The organism is Micromonospora sp. CPCC 205546 (genome assembly GCF_036902715.1).
Classification (GTDB): domain Bacteria; phylum Actinomycetota; class Actinomycetes; order Mycobacteriales; family Micromonosporaceae; genus Micromonospora.
In genome coordinates this window covers 1-17,196 of the sequence record NZ_JBAKHL010000078.1, presented here as the reverse complement: position 1 = coordinate 17,196, position 17,196 = coordinate 1, and the positions used below count along the sequence as shown (strand labels likewise).

15 protein-coding genes and 1 pseudogene are annotated in these 17,196 nt (G+C 73.1%); 3 read left to right on the top strand and 13 right to left on the bottom strand.

The window, feature by feature from the left end:
• Positions 1-39: 39 nt before the first annotated feature.
• From V6U77_RS25805 to V6U77_RS25770, 8 genes and pseudogenes are all read right to left on the bottom strand, one after another.
• The gene (locus V6U77_RS25805; protein ID WP_334609290.1) at positions 40-1,713 is read right to left on the bottom strand and encodes a solute symporter family protein; all 1,674 of its coding nucleotides are present in this window, start codon (positions 1,711-1,713) and stop codon (positions 40-42) included.
• The gene (locus tag V6U77_RS25800; RefSeq protein ID WP_334609289.1) at positions 1,691-2,062 is read right to left on the bottom strand and encodes a DUF485 domain-containing protein; all 372 of its coding nucleotides are present in this window, start codon (positions 2,060-2,062) and stop codon (positions 1,691-1,693) included. The genes V6U77_RS25805 and V6U77_RS25800 overlap by 23 nt, the downstream gene beginning before the upstream one ends.
• A gap of 236 nt (positions 2,063-2,298) precedes the next feature.
• Positions 2,299-2,850: pseudogene (locus V6U77_RS25795) on the bottom strand (flavin reductase family protein); the annotation flags it as partial.
• A gap of 193 nt (positions 2,851-3,043) precedes the next feature.
• Positions 3,044-3,538 (bottom strand): SRPBCC family protein, encoded by a 495-nt coding sequence (locus V6U77_RS25790; protein WP_334609288.1) that lies wholly within the window; start codon positions 3,536-3,538, stop codon positions 3,044-3,046.
• A 150-nt stretch (positions 3,539-3,688) separates the two neighbouring features.
• Positions 3,689-5,389, bottom strand: coding sequence for an ABC transporter permease (locus V6U77_RS25785; RefSeq protein ID WP_334609287.1), 1,701 nt, complete (start codon positions 5,387-5,389; stop codon positions 3,689-3,691).
• A complete protein-coding gene (locus V6U77_RS25780; RefSeq protein WP_334609286.1) occupies positions 5,374-6,138 on the bottom strand; it encodes an ABC transporter ATP-binding protein in 765 nt (254 codons plus the stop codon). The genes V6U77_RS25785 and V6U77_RS25780 overlap by 16 nt, the downstream gene beginning before the upstream one ends.
• 114 nt (positions 6,139-6,252) lie before the next feature.
• Entirely contained in the window at positions 6,253-7,893 is a 1,641-nt protein-coding gene (locus tag V6U77_RS25775; RefSeq protein WP_334609285.1) for a sodium/solute symporter, read from the bottom strand.
• Positions 7,894-7,895: 2 nt separating this feature from the next.
• Positions 7,896-8,246 (bottom strand): hypothetical protein, encoded by a 351-nt coding sequence (locus V6U77_RS25770; RefSeq protein ID WP_334609305.1) that lies wholly within the window; start codon positions 8,244-8,246, stop codon positions 7,896-7,898.
• A 324-nt stretch (positions 8,247-8,570) separates the two neighbouring features.
• On the opposite strand from V6U77_RS25770, the gene V6U77_RS25765 reads away from it, so the two are divergent.
• On the top strand, positions 8,571-9,092 hold the full coding sequence (locus V6U77_RS25765; RefSeq protein WP_334609284.1) for an RNA polymerase sigma factor: 522 nt from the start codon (positions 8,571-8,573) through the stop codon (positions 9,090-9,092).
• On the top strand, positions 9,079-10,350 hold the full coding sequence (locus tag V6U77_RS25760; protein WP_334609283.1) for a sialidase family protein: 1,272 nt from the start codon (positions 9,079-9,081) through the stop codon (positions 10,348-10,350). Before V6U77_RS25765 ends, V6U77_RS25760 begins: the two co-directional genes overlap by 14 nt.
• Before the next feature lie 51 nt (positions 10,351-10,401).
• On the opposite strand, the gene V6U77_RS25755 is transcribed toward V6U77_RS25760, so the two are convergent.
• The 5 genes from V6U77_RS25755 to V6U77_RS25735 form a co-directional block, all read right to left on the bottom strand.
• On the bottom strand, positions 10,402-11,052 hold the full coding sequence (locus tag V6U77_RS25755) for a DUF5701 family protein (protein WP_334609281.1): 651 nt from the start codon (positions 11,050-11,052) through the stop codon (positions 10,402-10,404).
• 81 nt (positions 11,053-11,133) lie between these two features.
• Complete coding sequence (locus tag V6U77_RS25750; RefSeq protein ID WP_334609304.1) at positions 11,134-11,895, bottom strand: LytR/AlgR family response regulator transcription factor; 762 nt, start codon at positions 11,893-11,895, stop codon at positions 11,134-11,136.
• 67 nt (positions 11,896-11,962) lie between these two features.
• Positions 11,963-13,189, bottom strand: a complete 1,227-nt coding sequence (locus V6U77_RS25745) for a sensor histidine kinase (RefSeq protein ID WP_334609280.1) — start codon at positions 13,187-13,189, stop codon at positions 11,963-11,965.
• 38 nt (positions 13,190-13,227) lie between these two features.
• Positions 13,228-14,799 carry a sugar transferase gene (locus tag V6U77_RS25740; RefSeq protein ID WP_334609303.1) on the bottom strand — a complete coding sequence of 524 codons (1,572 nt, stop codon included), beginning with the start codon at positions 14,797-14,799 and terminating at the stop codon, positions 13,228-13,230.
• A gap of 264 nt (positions 14,800-15,063) precedes the next feature.
• Positions 15,064-15,924 carry an Fpg/Nei family DNA glycosylase gene (locus tag V6U77_RS25735; protein ID WP_334609279.1) on the bottom strand — a complete coding sequence of 287 codons (861 nt, stop codon included), beginning with the start codon at positions 15,922-15,924 and terminating at the stop codon, positions 15,064-15,066.
• A gap of 136 nt (positions 15,925-16,060) precedes the next feature.
• Between V6U77_RS25735 and V6U77_RS25730 the strand changes: the two genes are divergently transcribed.
• Positions 16,061-17,196: glycosyltransferase (locus V6U77_RS25730; RefSeq protein ID WP_334609278.1), on the top strand; the 1,136-nt coding region annotated here is incomplete at its 3' end.

Below are 17,196 nucleotides of genomic sequence, written 5' to 3'. Positions count from 1 at the left end.
GCCCTCGTCGACGAGGGCTCCTTCCCCGCGTCGTGCTCGTCAGTGGGCGCCGGCGCCGGTGATGGCGCGGACCTCCAACTCCGCGTACTTCTCCTCGTCGTGCTCCTTGGAGATGACGGTGCCGATCCAGCCGCACAGGAAGCCGAACGGGATGGACAGGATGCCCGGGTTGGACAGCGGGAACCACTGCCAGTCCTGCTCGGGGAACATCGAGGTGGGTGCGCCGGAGACCACCGGCGAGAAGAACACCAGCAGGACGGCGGAGAGCAGGCCACCGTAGATGGCCCACACCGCGCCCGAGGTGTTGTACCGCCGCCAGAACAGGCTGTAGAGGATCGCCGGCAGGTTGCCCGAGGCGGCCACCGCGAAGGCCAACGCCACCAGGAAGGCGACGTTCAGGTTCTGCGCGAAGATCGACAGCACGATCGAGATCGCGCCGATCACCAGGGCGGAGACCCGGGCGACGCGTACCTCCTGCCGCTCGGACGCCGTCCCGTCCTTGATCACGTTGGCGTAGAAGTCGTGCGCCAGGCTGGACGAGGAGGCCAGGGTGAGGCCCGCCACGACCGCCAGGATCGTGGCGAAGGCGACCGCCGCGATGATCGCCAGCAGGGTCGCCCCGCCCAGGTCGCCACCGAGGAACTCGATGCCCAGTGCCTCCGCGAGCTGCGGCGCGGCGGTGTTGCCGGCCTTGTCCTGCGCGGTGATCGCCTGACCACCCACCAGGGCCGCCGCGCCGAAGCCGAGGGCCAGGGTGAGCAGGTAGAAGGTGCCGATGATGCCGATCGCCCAGAGCACGCTCTTGCGGGCCGCCCTGGCGGTCGGCACGGTGTAGAAGCGGATCAGGATGTGCGGCAGGCCGGCCGTGCCGAGCACCAGCGCGATGCCGAGCGAGAGCAGATCCACCTTGTTGTAGAAGGTCTGCGTCGGGTTGCCGGCCACCTCCTGGCAGTAGCGCAGACACGGCTCGAGGAAGGCGTCCCCCTTGCCGGAGGCGGAGGCGGCGTCACCGAGCAGCGACGACAGGTTGAACTTGTACTTCGCCAGCACCAGCAGGGTCATCACCAGCGCGCCGCCCATCAGCAGGAACGCCTTGACGATCTGCACGTAGGTGGTGCCCTTCATGCCGCCCACCGTGACGTAGACGATCATGAGAGCGCCGACCATGACGATGGTCGCGATCTTGGCGGCGTCGGCGTCCATGCCGAGGAAGGTGGTGCCCGGCTTGATGCCCAGCAGCAGCGCCACGAGCGCGCCCGCACCGACCATCTGGGCCAGCAGGTAGAAGATCGACACCGTGATGGTGGAGACGGCCGCGGCGGTCCGCACCGGGCGCTGGCGCATCCGGAAGGCCAGCACGTCGGCCATCGTGTACCGGCCGGAGTTCCGCAGCAGCTCCGCGACCAGCAGCAGCGCCACCAGCCAGGCGACCAGGAAGCCGATCGAGTAGAGGAAGCCGTCGTAGCCGTAGAGGGCGATGATGCCGGCGATGCCGAGGAACGAGGCGGCCGACATGTAGTCGCCGCCGATGGCCATGCCGTTCTGGAAGCCGGAGAAGGACCGGCCGCCGGCGTAGAAGTCGGTGGCCGTCTTGGTCTGCCGGCTGGCCCAGATGGTGATGGCCAGGGTCACCGCCACGAAGACCAGGAAGAGCGTGATGGTGAGGTTGCGGGCGGTGGTGCTGCCCGCCTCAGCCGCGAGGACCGTGGTCATGGCCCACCTCCCCGATCTCGGCGCGGATCCGGTCGGCGACCGGGTCGATCTTCCGGTCGGCGAAGCGGGAGTAGAGCCAGGCGATGAGGAAGGTGGAGACGAACTGGAGCAGGCCGAAGACGAGGGCGACGTTGATGTTGCTGCCGAAGAGCTTCGTGCCCATGAAGCCCCGCGCGTACGCGGACAGGATCACGTAGAGCGCGTACCACAGGAAGAACGCGACGGTCATCGGGAAGACGAAGCCGCGCAGCGTGCGCCGCAACCCGGCGAACTCGTCCGACCGTTGTACGGCCAGGTACCGGTCCGCCGCCGAGGCGGGGGGCGTGGACGCGGGTGTGTCCGTGGACATCTGTGGATCACCACCTTCACAGGCGTGGGGAGTTTCGCGCACGGTAGGAAGCGCGCTCCCCGCCCGGGAAGGGGTGGGATCGACGTCGGTCGGCGGCTGCGCCGAACGGCACGGTCGCTGCGCCGAGTGACGCAGCTCACTCCGTTCACCGGTCACGGGCGCGGCCCGGGTGGGCCGAGCGGTCGCCCGGTCGCCGCCGCCGGGACACCGGTCGACCGACCCCCGCCAGCCTCAGGTCAGGTCAGCTCGCGGTAGCGGCCCCGGTAGTGCAGCAGCGGGTCCGTCTCCCCGGTCAGCTCGACGGCCTCGATGGTGGCCTCCACCAGCAGGCCCCAGCCGTACTCGCGGGCGGTGTCGAGCCGGCACCCCGCCCAGCCGCCGGCGTCGGCCGGCATCGGGCCGTAGGGGGTGTCGGTCCACGCGCCGGTGGCGAACAGGCCGCCGGGGGCCGGGAAGAGGCCCGCGAACCGGTCGGCGAGCTGCCGGTGCGACGGGCCGAGCGGCGTCACCGCGAAGCGGCCGGCGGACTCGAGCGCCGCCCACAGGTCGGACTCCGGGTCGACCAGGCCGAGCAGCCGGTCCGGCTCGCCCTCCGCGACCAGCGTGGAGGAGACCGTCAGGCCCGCCGGCTCCGGCGCCGTCCAGAGCGTCACCGGCGACGCCAGCCGACCCCGCAGCCGGCGTACGGGCGAGCGCCGGTCGGCGGGCACGGCGAACGGGTCGATGTGGTGGATCTCGGCACCCGGCTCATGATTCACGTGAAACATTGTGCGGCCTGCCCCGCCCCGACGAGCCCGGATGTGGTCCCTGGCGTCGACGGACGGCGAAACTTCGACGACCGCCCGGCAGCCGTCGATGAACTACGGTCAGGCCCGTATCGGAACGGCCCTCGAACGGGGCGCACGCCCTTTCGTGGTCCTCCACCGTCACCAGGAGATCTTGGACGTCCTGTGCCCCTCCAGGGGCCGTTCCTCGCCCGGGTCAGTCCTCGGCGGCCAGGGACCGGCGGGCGGCGGCCAGCACCTCCGGGTCCGCGCAGCCGGCGGCGTACCCGGCGATCCGGCGGCGGATGTCGCGGCCGAGCAGCCAGGACCCGATCCGGTCGGCGACCGGGCGCAGGAACGCGGGCCGGCAGCGGAAGCTGTACCGCCAGGTGGCGATCGCGTGGCCGGGCTCCGGGGCGGGCGCGAACCGCCAGCCGCCGGCAAACATCTCGAAGAACCACGGCCCGCGCACCATCTTCATCCCGACGTGGCTCGGCGGAGCCCAGGAGACGTACTCGCTCACCATCGCCAGGCCGTGCCGGGACCGGGTGAAGGTGCGCACCCCCTTGCCGGGCCGGGTCGCCCCGTCGGTGAAGTGCTGCTCGCGCACGAACGGGTCCCAGCGGTAGCGCACCGGCGCCGTGGTCTGGGAGACCGCGAAGGCCAGCTCGGGCGGGACCGGCACGGTGATCACGGCTTCGACGACGGGCATCAGGCCATTGTGCCGCCGACCGGCAAGCGCCAAGAACTGCCGCACCCCCACCGTGGCGCCTCCCCTGCTGGTCCGCCGCCCCGAACGGTGCGGCGTCTGACCAGCACACCCCATGCCCGTACGGGAGGTTGCGGCGTGACGGGTCCGTTCTCAGCGGCGGGGGGTCACCGTGGCGAGCAGCTCCGGCATCCGGCGGTCCAGCACGTCGCCGGCCAGGTACGCGCCGAGCAGCGCCGCACCCAGGCCGTACGCGGCCCCGAGCGGCAGCGCCAGCCAGAGCCAGACGTCGCCGAGCAGCCCGGCGGCCACCACCATCGGCACCGCCGCCACCGCCGTGGCGAGCATCGCCAGCAGGGTGAGGAAGCTCTTCGCGATGCCGGCACCGGTGTTCAACGCGAACGGGTTGCTCGTCTCCGGCAGCGAGTACGCCCCGAGTACCGAGACGAAGCCGTTCACCGCCAGCCCCGCGCCGTACGTGGCGAACAGGGTGCCCGCCATCAGCCCGATCCAGCCGGGCTCGCCGAGGACCACCGCGACGACCACGGAGATCACCGCCAGCATCGGCAGCACGTAGAGCGAGAACGCGGCCATCCGGGCGCGTAGCTCCTGCTGGCCGGAGACGCCAGCGACCACGTTCGCCGCGTACGCGCTGCCGTCGAAACCGAACTGGTTGGCCACGGTGACGGCGGCGAGCAGCCCGACGAAGAGCATGGACACGCTCGACAGCAGCGGGGACGAGTCGAGGCTGGCCGTGAAGCCCTCCGCGCTGTCGATGGTGAAGCCCGAGCCGCCCAGGTTGACCATGACCGGCACGAAGAGACCGACGACCGCGACGGTGATCAGGTTGGCCCGGCGCCTGGCGTCCCGCCACCAGTAGCGGGCCTCCCGGGCGACGAGGGCCCCGAACCGGTCTCGCCGGGCCCGGGCGAGGGCCTTCGGGAAGAGCTGGGCGACCGCCCCGCCGGTCGTGGCGCGCTGGGCGCGGGCCGGCCCGGCGGTGGCCGCGCCCACCATCGCGGACTCGAGCGAGCGGGACCACCAGGCCAACAGCGCGACGATCGTCGCCGCCGTGATCAGCAGCTTCACCGGCGCGGCCCAGACCCGACCCTCGGCCACGTCGATGCCGGCCGTCCAGGCGGCGCCGAACGGCGTCCAGCCGACCACCTCGGCGACCCCCTGGAGGCGGTCCCAGTCGGTGTCGGAGAGTGCGGCGATGCCCAGCAGCTGCAACGGCCCGAGCAGCGCGGCGAGCACGGCGAGCAGCACGGCGGCCAGGTCACGGACCCGGCGCGACCGCAGCGCGGTGGCGAAGGCGCTGGTCACCGCCCGGGCCGCCGCGACGCAGAGCAACAGCCCGGCGACCACCCCGACGAGGGCGACCGCGGCGGCCGACCAGCCACCCAGTAGGCCGGCGGTGACCACCAGCCCGCACAGTGCCAGCAGCATCGCGACCGCGGGGACGCTGACCAGGGCGGCGGCGAACAGCCCGGTGACGAGCGTGCGGCGGGGCAGCGGCAGCAGCGCGAACCTCGCCGGATCCAGCGTCTCGTCCACCCCGAAGAAGACCAGCGGCAGCAGCAGCCAGCCGAGCACCGTCAGGCCACCGCCGAAGGCGGCGACCATGAGCGCGTAGCGGCTCTGGTCGGCCAGGCCGGGCGCGGCGAAGAGGAAGAAGCCGGTGCCGGCCAACCAGAGCCCGAACACCGCGCCGCCCACGAAGAGGGCGACCCGCCAGCCCTGGCCCCGGAAGTTGTTGCCCATCACCCGCAGCTTGAGCCGGACGAAGTGCCGGGCGGAGACCGGCCGGGCGGGCGGGACGGAGACGGTCGGTTCGGTCACCGCGACAGCCACGCCAACTCCTCGCCGGTCGCCGTACGGCCGCCGACCACCTCGACGAACACCTGCTCCAGCGAGCGCCCGCCGCGCACCTCGTCGAGGGGGCCGACCCGCTTGATGATGCCCGCCGCGAGGATCGCCACGTGCGAGCAGAGCCGCTCGACGACCTCCATCACGTGGCTGGAGAAGACGACGGTGCCGCCCCCGGTCACGTAGCGGTGCAGGATGTCCCGGATCAGCGCCGCCGAGACCGGGTCGACCGCCTCGAAGGGCTCGTCCAGCACCAGCAGCCGGGGGCCGTGCAGCAGCGCGCAGGCCAGGCCGATCTTCTTCTTCATGCCCGCCGAGTAGTCGACCACCAGGGTCCGGCCGGCGTCGCCGAGCGCGAGCACGTCCAGCAGCTCCGCCGCCCGCTGGTCGACCACCGCCGGGTCCATCCCCCGCAACAGGCCGTGGTACGCGAGCAGCTCCGCGCCGCTGAGCCGGTCGAAGAGCCGTACGCCGTCGGGCATCACGCCGAGCAGCTGCTTCGCCCGCACCGGGTCGGCCCAGACGTCGTGACCGAGCACCCGGGCGCCGCCGGCGTCCGGCCTGAGCAGCCCGACCGCCATCGACAGGGTGGTGGTCTTGCCCGCCCCGTTGGGGCCGAGCAGGCCGTAGAAGGAGCCGGCCGGCACGTCGAGGTCGACACCGGCCACCGCGACCTTGCCGTCGAACTGTTTCGCCAGGCCACGCAGGGAGAGAGCCGGGTGCTCAGCAGTCATGCGTCGACGGTATCCGGCCGAGGCCAGCCGCCGCTCCGGCCGCAGGATGATCCCCGGTCATCCCCGAGTCGTACCCCCGTACGACCGCCTCGTCGCCCGGGGCGACCACCGCCCTCACAGGCGGAGCGCCTCCGGGGCGTGCAGGCGGAGCATGGTGGCGCCGACGTCGGCCGGCGCCCGGCGGCGGGTCGCCACCGAGACCGCCACCATCACGGCGAAGGCGAGCGGCACCGTCCAGGCGGCCGGTTGCGCGGTGAGCGTCGCGGGCCAGCCGGACAGCGGCGGGCCGAGCACCGTGACCAGCACCGCACCGACAGCGGCGCCACCGCCGACCAGGATCCCGGCGGCGGCGCCGAGGTCGGTCAGGCCACGCCACCAGATGCCGAGCACCAGCAGGGGGCAGAAGCTGGACGCGGCGACCGCGAAGGCCAGCCCGACGACCTGGGACACGTCCAGGCCCGCGAGGTGGAGCGCGAGGACGGCCGGCACGGCCCCGGCGATCACCGTGGCGAGGCGGAAGCCGCGTACCGAGCCCCGCCCCAGCACGTCCGTCGAGATGACCCCGGCGACGCTGGTGAGCAGCCCCGACGAGGTGGAGAGGAAGGCCGCGAACGCGCCGGCCGCGACCAGCGCGGCGAGCAGCCGGCCGGTGGTGCCGTCGCCGAGCGCCGCGCCGGGCAGCAGCACCACCACCGCGTCGGTCTGCCCGCTCAGCAGCAGCTGCGGGGTGTAGATCCGGCCCAGCACCCCGTAGACGGTGGGCAGCAGGTAGAACGCCCCCACCAGGGCGAGCACCACCAGCGTGGTGCGGCGGGCGGCGGCCCCGTCGGGGTTGGTGTAGAAGCGGACCAGCACGTGCGGCAGCCCCATGGTGCCGAGGAACGTCGCCAGGATCAGTGAGTAGGTGGCGAACAGGCCCCGGTCGTCGTCCCCGGCGGCGCTGGGCAGCAGCCAGTCGGCGGCGTCCGTGGCCACCCCGGAGACCTCCGGCACCGGGTCGCCGGCGGCGAAGGGCAGCTCGTCGCCGGGGCGTACCTCGACGGTCCGACCGTCGGCGAGGGCGAGGGTCGCGCGGTGCTCGACCACGACGGTGGTCGCGGTCCGGAACGTCGGCCCGTCGGGCGGGGTCACCGCCGGGCGGGCGTCGGCCTGCCACTGCAGGGCCAGGAAGACCGCCGGTACGGCCAGCGCGGTCAGCTTCAGCCAGTACTGGAAGGCCTGCACGAAGGTGATCGCGCGCATGCCGCCGAGCGCGACGTTCGCGGTGACCACCACGGCCACCAGCAGGGCCCCCAACGGGTACGGCGAGCCGGTCACCGTGGCCAGCGTCAGCCCCGCCCCCTGGAGCTGTGGCACGAGGTAGAGCCAGCCGATGAAGATCACGAAGACGGTGGCCAGGATGCGCAGCCGACGGGAACCGAGTCGCAGCTCGCAGAAGTCCGGCAGGGTGAACGCGCCGGAGCGACGCAGCGGCGCGGCCACGAACAGCAGCAGCGCGAGGTAGCCGGCGGCGAAGCCGACGGGATACCAGAGCACGTCGACGCCGTACTTGAGGATCAGCCCGGCGACCCCGAGGAAGCTCGCCGCCGACAGGTACTCCCCGCCGATCGCGGCGGCGTTCCAGGTCGGACTGATCGCCCGCGAGGCGACCAGGAAGTCGGAGGTGGTCCGCGCCAGCCGCAGCCCGTAGAAGCCGATGCCGACGGTGACCAGGGTGACCGCCACGATCGCCGGTACGACGAAGCCGTTGCCCACCCTCAGCGCTCCGGCCGCTGGACCAGGTCGGTGAAGTCCTGCTCGTTGCGCTCGGCCAGCCGCACGTACGCCCAGCCGACGGCGATCAGGAACGGGAACGACGCCACCCCGAGCAGCAGCCAGGGCAGGTTGACGCCGAGCACGGTGACCCGGCCGACGGCGGGCGCGACGGCGAAGAGCCACGGCAGCCCGCCGAGCCCGATCGCCACCACCAGGGAGAGCCGCAGGGCCAGCGCGAACTGGGCGCGGACCAGCCCCCGGACGAGCGCGTCGCCGACGCGGGTCTGCTGGGCCAGCTCGGCGCGGGTGCGTGCCGCCCGGTCCTCCCGGCGGGACACCTCGGCCAGCACGATCCGGGTCCGGGGCTGGGGTGCCGTGGGCTGCCCCGGAACCCCGGGCCGGCCCGGGGTTCCGGGCGCTGCGGACCCGCCCTGCCGGGGCGCGGGGACGGGATCGTCGGCAGCGGCCACCCCGGCAGTCTCGCCCGATCGCCGCGATTGTCAAGGGCCGCGCCGGCGTTGTGCCTGGCGCGGTCCGGGGCTGGACAAGCCGTCCACACCGGGCTGTGGACAACCTGTGGAGAACGGGTCACCCCTGTGGATAACTCTGTGGGAACTGCCGTCTCCGGAACCTTCTTCCGCGTTGGTGAGTGGGAGAGGTGGAGAAGGGAGGTGACGGTGTCCGACGGTGATCTGATCTCGGAGGTCTACACGGGGTGTTTCCGGCGACTGGTCGTCCAGTTGTACGCGGTGACCGGGGATCTCAACGAGGCGCAGGAGGCGGTTCAGGAGGCGTTCACCCGGGCGCTCGCCGCACCCCGGCGCTTCGCCCGGCTGGAGAACCCGGAGGCGTGGCTGCGGCGGGTCGCGGTGAACGTGGCCCGCAGCCGGTACCGGCGACGGCGGGTGCTCGACGGGCTGCTGCGCCGGATCGGGCCGCCCCCTGCCGTCGCCGACCGCGCGCCGGAGCACCTCGCGCTGCTCGCCGCGCTGCGCGGGCTGCCGGACGGGCAGCGGCACGCGCTGGCCCTGCACTACCTGGTCGACCTGCCGGTGGACGAGGTGGCGGCGACGCTCGGCGTCTCCGCCGGCACGGTGAAGTCCCGCCTGTCGCGGGGCCGGCAGGCGCTCGCGGAGCTGCTCACCGACTCCGACGTCACCGACACCACGCACACCGGGAGGATCGATGTCCGATCGTGAGTTCGGCGGGTTCGACGTCGAGGCCGTCGCCGACGCCGTCCGGCAGCCCTCGCTCGACGACCTGTGGGTGGCCGCCCGGGCCCGCCGCCGGCAGCGTACCGCCGGGTTGGCGCTGGCCCTCGTCGTTGCCTTCGCCAGCATGGCGGTCCTGCCCCTGGCTGCCGGCAACCGGGGGGTTGACTGGGCCGGCCCGGACCAGCCTCCGGCGAAGCCGGATCGGGGCGGGCAGCTCTTCCTGACCGGCCCGGACTCGGGCGTCGTCGCGGGCGTGTGGGACAGCGACGGGGGATGTTCCACCGTGCGGTTCAGGTACACCGACGACGGCGGGCGGAGTTGGACCGGCGACGAGGCGACCCGCTACCGCAGCACCCGCTGCGGTGCGGACGCCGAGGGAAGGCCGCTCGCCATCCCGGAGTTCTCGGTGCTCGGACAGCGCTCCTACCTGGTTCGCGACGGGGATCTGCTGAAGCTCTCCACCGACCACGGCCGCACCTGGCGGGACGCGGCGCAGGCGATGGTGACGGTGTCCGCCTTCCCGGCGAAGGCCCGGCCGGTCTTCTGCCAGGCGCATGTGGGCTGTGGCGCGCTCCGGGAACCGGTGGCCGTGGACCCGTCGACGGGGGCGGTGTACCGGCTCGGCGGCACGCCCCCGTCGCCCTATCCGCCCTTCAGCATCTACCCGAGCGTGGACGGAGCGATCTGGGTGACCTACTGGCCGGGTGACATCGGCGTCATGGTGGTCGCCCGGAGCGTGGACCGGGGCGCCACCTGGAACACCTGGCGGCCGGCCAAGAGAGCGGACGTGCGTGCGGTGGTCGGGGTCAGCGGACAGGAGGCGTACCTGTTGATCAATCCGCCGCCGCCGGGTGCGTCGCCGATGGCGGTGGAGGGTCCGGTCCAACTGCTGCGGACCACCGATGGTGGGAAGAGCTGGGCGGACGTCGGCACCGACCTGCCCGACACGCCCGAGATGCTGGCGGCCACCATCGGCTCGGACGGCGCACTGCTGGTGGCCGAGTCGGACAACGTCCTCGTTGAGAACGAGGTGCCCACCTTCACCTCGCGACTCTGGATCAGTGGAGACTCCGGGCGGCGCTTCAAGATGATTCGCGCGTACGACCGGCGCGACGGCGGGGTCGGCGCCGCCCCGGGGTACGCCTGGCTCTACGGCCGGGACGACATGACGGTGGGCGGCGCGGACCACGTGCAGCTCACCACGGACGGCGTGACCTGGACCCGGTTTCCTCTCCCGGACTGACCGGGCGCGGGACGGCCTGGGCGTCAGCTCCCCGGCCGTCCCCGCGACCGCTCAGGGCAGGCCGACGCGCTCGGGGCGGGCGGAGGCGGAGCCCAGCCAGGTGTGCGGGTTGCCGTACCAGCACCAGCCGAGCTTCGGCGCGTTCTGGCTGATCCAGATTGCCGGCACCCGCTTGTCGCCGCAGCGGGAGCCGACCAGCGAGAAGCACTTGTTCTTCGCCAGCGCCTCCGGGTGCAGGGTGACGAAGGCGAGCCCCTCGTCGATGGTGAGCGGCAACCGGCCCTGGCCGGTGATCACCTCCATGGCGGCGGCGGGCGCCAGGTTCAGCGTCTCCTCGCCCCGGTCGACGTCGAAGAGGAGGTACGCCGGCCCGGCCGGCACCTCCAGCTCCTTGATCGGGTCGAACTTCGGCAGGTCGCCCTCGGCGTAGTGCCGGTCGACGATGCCCGGCTTCCGCTTGCCGGCCAGGGTGGTCAGCGCGACGCGCTCCTCCACCGGCACCAGATCGCGGGTGATCACCAGAAGGAAGGGCACCCGCCCCTCGGTCGGGCCGGGCAGGCCGGCCGAGCCGGCGACGGCCGCCGCGCGCAGCGGCGCGACCAGGTCACGGAAGGCGTCCTCGGTCAGTTCGGCGAGAGCCGGATAGCCCAGCTCCACCAGCCGGTCGAGCTGGCGGTCGAATTCGGTCGCGGCGTCGGACAAGGCGGCCTCCAATTGTCGTACGAAGTACCGTACAGCGTACGACCAAGCGCGCGTATTCCCGACCCGCGAATAAATTCGGGGTCAGCGGTTCCAGTCCTGCTTGGCCGCGCGGACCAGCTTGTCCTTCAGCTCGCGGGTGTGCCGGCGACTCACGGGCAGCTCCGCCGAGTCGATCACCACGACGTAGCCGGAGTTGACCAGCCGCAGCTCGGCGATCAGCTTGAGCTGCACCAGGTACGACCGGTGGATCCGGACGAACCCGGCGTCCGCCCAGCGCTCCGCGAGGGTCGCCAGCGACACCCGGACGAGGTGCGAGCCGTCGGCGGTGTGCAGACGGGCGTAGTCGCCCTGCGCCTCCACCCAGCGCACCGCCGAGCGGGGCAGCATCCGCGTGGTGCCCGCCAGCTCGATCGGGATGGTCGGATCCTCCTCCGCCCGGGCCAGCGCCGCCGGGTGCGACGGCACCACCCGCGCGCCGATCACCCGGCGCAGCGACTCGGCGAGCCGTTCGGCGCGTACGGGCTTGCGGACGTAGTCGGTGGCGCCCAGGTCGAACGCGTCCACCGCCCCGTCGTCGTACGCGGTGACGAAGACGATCGCCGGCGGCCGGGCGAAGCGGCGCAGCACCCGGGCCAGCTCCATGCCGTCCAGGCCGGGCATCCGGATGTCGAGGAAGACCACGTCCACGTCGCCGTCGCGGAGCACCCGCAGCGCCTCGGTCGCGTCGCCCGCCGTGTGCAGCCGGGCCACCCGCGGGTCGGCCCGCAGGTGGTACGCCAACTCGTCCAGCGCCGGCGGCTCGTCGTCGACGGCCAGCACCCGCAGGAACCCGGCTGCGCTCACCACGCCGTTCACCGAGGCACCTCGGTTCGCGGCTGCGGGGCTCGCAGACCCGGCTCACTCCTCGCGTTCACGAGCCGGCCCGTACGCCGGGGTGGAACTTCGGCACGCGCAGGCTCACTTTCGTACCCGAGCCGAGGCCCGTCTCGACGACCAGGCCGAAGCCGTCCCCGAAGACCGACCGGAGGCGCTCGTCGACGTTGGAGAGCCCGACGTGCTGGCCCGGGTCGTCGCCCGGCTCCCCGGCGGCGCCGGCCAGCTCGGCGATGCCGGCGGTCAGCGTGGTCGGATCCATCCCCACTCCGTCGTCCTCCACGGTGATGTGGCACTCGGTGCCCGCGTCCCGGGCCTCGATGCTCACGATGCCCGTGCCCGGCTTGCGGGACAACCCGTGCCGGACGGCGTTCTCGACCAGCGGTTGCAGGCAGAGGAAGGGCAGCGTCACGGGCAGCACCTCGGGGGCGATCTGGAGGCGCACCTGGAGCCGGTCGCCGAAGCGGGCCCGCTCGATGGTCAGGTAGCGGTCGATCGAGCGCAGCTCCTCGGCCAGCGTGGTGAACTCGCCGTGCGCCCGGAACGAGTACCGGGTGAACTCGGCGAACTCCAGGATCAGCTCCCGGGCCCGGTCCGGGTCGGTGCGGACGAACGAGCCGATCGCGGTCAGCGCGTTGTAGATGAAGTGCGGGCTGATCTGCGCGCGCAGGGCGCGTACCTCGGCGCGGGCCAGCCGCTCCCGCGAGGAGTCCAGCTCGGCCAGGGCGAGCTGGTTGCCGGCCCAGTGCGCCGTCTCCAGGGTGGCCTGCACCAGGCCCGGCTCCGGCTGGCCGTCGGCGACCGCGACCAGCGCCCCGACCCGGCGCCCGTCCGCGCCGGTCAGCGGGGCCACGACCGCGCCGCGTACCGGGCAGTCCACCCGGTCGCAGGGCAGCTCCGGCTCGCCGAGGACGGTCGAGCGGCCTGTCGCCACCGCCCGCCGGGCCGCCGCGACCAGTTGTTCGTCGTGGTGCCCGCCCCGCCCGTCGAGGGCGAGCAGGCTCTCCCGGTTCGTCAGCGCCAGCCCGGCCGCCCCCACCAGCGCCCGCAGATGGCGTACGGCCTTCGCCGCGTTCGCGGCGCTCAGGCCCGCGCGCAGCGGCTCGGCGGCCAGCCCGGCGGTGTGCAGCACCTCGTACGTGGCCCGCTGGGTGGCCGTGGCGATGCCCCGCCGCGCGCGCAGCCGGAGCACCGCGAACAGGGCCGCACCCAGCGCGGCGAGCAGCGAGACGACGCCGAAGAGGCCCGAGAGGTTGCCACCCACGCAGCGATCCTGGCCCCTGCCGGCCCGCACGCCAAGGGTCAGTACGCGCCCTTGCGGGCGAGCACCACCCCGACCGTGCGCCACAGGATGCTCAGGTCGTACGCCAGCGACCAGTTGTCGACGTAGTAGAGGTCCAGCCGGACGGCCTCGTCCCAGGACAGGTCGGAGCGGCCGGAGACCTGCCACAGCCCCGTCATGCCCGGCCGGACCAGCAGCCGGCGGCGCACGTCGCCGAGGAAGTCGCCGTCGTCGGCGGGCAGCGGACGCGGCCCGACCAGCGACATCTCGCCCTTCAGCACGTTGATCAACTGTGGCAGCTCGTCCAGCGACGAGGCCCGCAGGAAGCGGCCCACCGGGAAGACCCGGGGATCCTGCTTCATCTTGAACAGCATGCCGTCGGTCTCGTTCCGGTCGACCAGGCTGGCGAGCCGGTCCTCCGCGTCGACGTACATGGTGCGGAACTTCCAGACCCGGAAGGTGCGGCCCTCGTGGCCCACCCGCGGCTGGCGGAAGAAGACCGGGCCGGGGTCGGAGAGCCGGATCGCGATCGCGATGGCCAGGAAGACCGGGGCCAGCAGCAGCAGGCCGAGCCCGGCGGCCACCCGGTCCATCAGGTTCTTGGCCAGCAGCGCCGGCCCGGAGAGGGTCGGCTCCTCGACGTGCAGCAGCGGCAGGCCCTCGATCGGGCGGATGTGCACCCGGGGGCCGGCGATGTCGGTCAGCTGCGGGGCGACGACCAGGTCGACGCCGGAGCCCTCCAGCTGCCAGGCCAGCCGGCGCAGCTCGCCCGGCTCGGAGCTCGCCGAGCCGCAGACCGCGATCGTGTCGCCGCCGACCTCCCGGACCAGGGCGAGGACGTCGCGGCCCGCGTACACGGGGACCGGGGTCTCGATGCCCTTGGCCGCCGCGTAGCCGTCGGTGATGTGGATGGCGACCGGCATCAGGCCGGCGGCCGGATTGCGGGTGACCGCGGTGTAGACCTCCAGGCACTCCGGCAGGGTGCCGATCAGCACCATCCGGTGACCGGCCTGGCTGATGTTGCGCCGGACCACGTGCAGCACGAAGCGGCAGAGCATCCGGTTCAGCAGGATCAGCAGCAGCGCCGCGAGCAGGGCGGTGCCGACCGTGTAACGGGACAGGTCGGTCTTCGTGGCGAAGGCGAGGAAGGAGACCGTCGCGGCGACGGCGACGCCGGCCCGGATCACCCGCTTGTACTCGTCCGGGCCCAGCCCGAGGTAGCGCCGGTCGTACGCCCGGTTGGCCCAGAGGCTGACGAGCCAGCCGAGCGGCAGGAGCACGAACGCCACCGTGTGGAACCACGTCGGGTCCTGCTCGGCGTTGTAGAAGCCCGCCCGTGACTGGTCGAACGTCTCGATGGCGATCAGGCTGGCGGCCGCGGCGGCCGCGAAGTCGAGCAGGACCAGGATGGTGATGTATGGGCGGTGCCAACGTGACACACGACGGCGGGCCCGGGCCCACGCGGACCGGGGTACGCCGTTGTGGGACGGCGGTGCCGGCGGCTGGATCTCGAAGCTGTCGACGTGCCGCACGAGTTTGCTCCGGCCTGTGTTGGTTCCCGGGCGCTGGAGGCTTGTCGTCACCTCACCCATGTCCTCCCGCATGACACGTGCCACTCACTCACCGTGAGGGCCCGGTCGCCCACCGTCCCAGTCTCCCACGCGGGCGCCGACCCGTGCGCAGACCCGAGGGACAATGCGCCGGTGTGGTGCCGCCGGGCGTCTGGCCGGCTCCGCGCCATTTCAGAAGCCGGGGACCGAGCCACTATACCGATGGATGACGGCCCCGGTAGAGCCGCAACTCAGACCTTCGGCGCGGGATGGCCGATTCCGTTGCGTAGTCGGCAGTGTCGTCACTCACCGTACGATCCGCGACAACCGACGGTCAGCGAGCGGCTTGCCGCCGGTCTGGCAGGTCGCGCAGTACTGCAGACTGGAGTCGGCGAACGAGACCTCGCGGACGGTGTCCCCGCAGACCGGGCAGGGCAGCCCCGTACGGGCGTGCACCTTCAGCCCCGAGCGCTTCTCGCCCTTCAGCTCGGCCGCCTTCTGCCCCACGGACCGGGCGACCGCGTCGCCGAGCACCTGGCGGGTCGCCGCGTGCAGGGCCGCCAGCTGGTCGTCGGTCAGCCGGTGGGTCAGCGCGAACGGCGACAGCTTCGCCGCGTGCAGGATCTCGTCGGAGTACGCGTTGCCGACGCCGCTGAGCAGCGTCTGGTCCGTGAGTACTCCCTTGACCTGGCCCTTGCGGCTGCGCATCCGCTCGGTGAAGGTGGCCAGGTCGGCGGCGAGGGCGTCGGGGCCGAGCCGGGCCACCCCGGGCACCGCCTGCGGGTCGGTGACCAGATGGACGGCGAGGCTCTTCTGGGTGCCGGCCTCGGTCAGGTCGAAGCCGGAGCCGTCGTCGAGGCGTACCCGCAGCGCGATCGGGCCCTTGCCGGGGCGCAGCGGGGCGGCGGACGGAAACGCCTCCCGGTAGTGCAGCCAGCCCGCCCGGGCCAGGTGGACCACCAGGTGCAGCTCGCCGTCGAGCACCACGTCGAGGAACTTGCCGTGCCGGCGGGCGTCCGTCACGGTCCGCCCGGCGGCGGCGGTCGGCGCCGGGTCGTACGTCTTCAGGGCGCTGATCGCGGCGACCTCCAACCGGTCGACGCGCCGCCCCACCGCGCGCTCACGCAGGTGACCCGCGAGCGCCTCCACCTCCGGTAGTTCGGGCACCAACCAACGGTAGCCTTCTTTCCCGTGAGCGCGAGGAATGAGCTTGCGAGTCCCTGCCGCGAGTGCGAGGAGTGAGCTTGCGAGCCCCGCAGTCGCGAGCAGAGTCCGGCACGGTCGCGAACGAAAGGCAAGCTGCGTGAGAATCGTGGTGGCGCACAACCGGTACCGGGAGGCTCAGCCCTCCGGTGAGAACACGATCGTCGACGCGGAGATCGCCCAGCTCACCGCGGCCGGGGTGGAGGTGCTGCCGTTCATCCGTAGCTCGGACGAGATCCCGTCGATGTCGAAGTCGGCCAAGGCGCTGCTGCCGATCTCGCCGATCTGGGCGCCCCGCGCGCAGGAGGACCTGAGCCGGCTCATCACCGAACGCCGGCCGGACGTGCTGCACCTGCACAACCCGTACCCGTTGATCTCGCCCTGGATCGTGCGGACCGCGCACCGCCACGGCGTGCCGGTGGTGCAGACGGTGCACAACTACCGCCAGGTCTGCTCCTCGGGGCTCTACTTCCGCGACGGGATGATCTGCCAGGACTGTCGGGGCCGGGCCCTGGGGGTGCCGGCGATCGTGCACCGCTGCTACCGGGGCTCGCGGGCGCAGAGCGCCCTGATGGCGACCACGCTGGCCGTGCACCGGGGCACCTGGCGCTCGGTGGACCGGTTCGTCGCGCTCACCTCGGCGGTCGCCGACCACCTGCGCGACTACGGCATCCCCGCCGAGCGGATCGTGGTGAAGCCCAACGGCATCCCCGACCCGGGGGCTCCCGCGCCGCTCGGCGACGGCTTCCTCTACATGGCCCGGCTCTCCCCGGAGAAGGGGCTGGGCCTGCTGCTGGACGCCTGGCGGCGGCACCCGGACGGGGCGCTCGGCCCGCTGCGCATCGCTGGCGACGGCGAGCTGCGCCCGCTGGCCGAGGCCGCCGCCGCCGAGCGCGCCGACGTGACCTACCTCGGGCCGCTGGACCGTGCCGGGGTGCGCGCCGCGGTCGAGGCCAGCGCGGTGATCATCGCCGCCTCCACCTGGCACGACGTGCTGCCCACCGTGATCATCGAGGCGTTCTCCGCCGGCCGTCCGGTGCTCGGCACCGCGCTCGGCGGCATCCCGTATCTCGTCGGTGCCGACGCTCCCCGCGAGCCCGCCGGCACCGGCCCGGCCGCCGTCGCCACGGCCGCGCCGGGACAGGGCCGCGTCGCGCTGCCCACCGGCGTGGCGGCGGGCGAGGCGGGCTGGGTGGTGCCCCCGGAGCCGGCCGCCATGGCCGCCGCCCTGCCGGT

What these genes read in the sequence shown, in the direction of transcription:
- V6U77_RS25790 (WP_334609288.1), bottom strand. Translation starts at nt 3,538, where the DNA reads ATGCCCGTCGTCGAAGCCGTGATCACCGTGCCGGTCCCGCCCGAGCTG.
- V6U77_RS25805 (WP_334609290.1), bottom strand. Translation starts at nt 1,713, where the DNA reads ATGACCACGGTCCTCGCGGCTGAGGCGGGCAGCACCACCGCCCGCAAC.
- V6U77_RS25800 (WP_334609289.1), bottom strand. Translation starts at nt 2,062, where the DNA reads ATGTCCACGGACACACCCGCGTCCACGCCCCCCGCCTCGGCGGCGGAC.
- V6U77_RS25740 (WP_334609303.1), bottom strand. Translation starts at nt 14,799, where the DNA reads ATGGGTGAGGTGACGACAAGCCTCCAGCGCCCGGGAACCAACACAGGC.
- V6U77_RS25780 (WP_334609286.1), bottom strand. Translation starts at nt 6,138, where the DNA reads ATGACTGCTGAGCACCCGGCTCTCTCCCTGCGTGGCCTGGCGAAACAG.
- V6U77_RS25760 (WP_334609283.1), top strand. Translation starts at nt 9,079, where the DNA reads ATGTCCGATCGTGAGTTCGGCGGGTTCGACGTCGAGGCCGTCGCCGAC.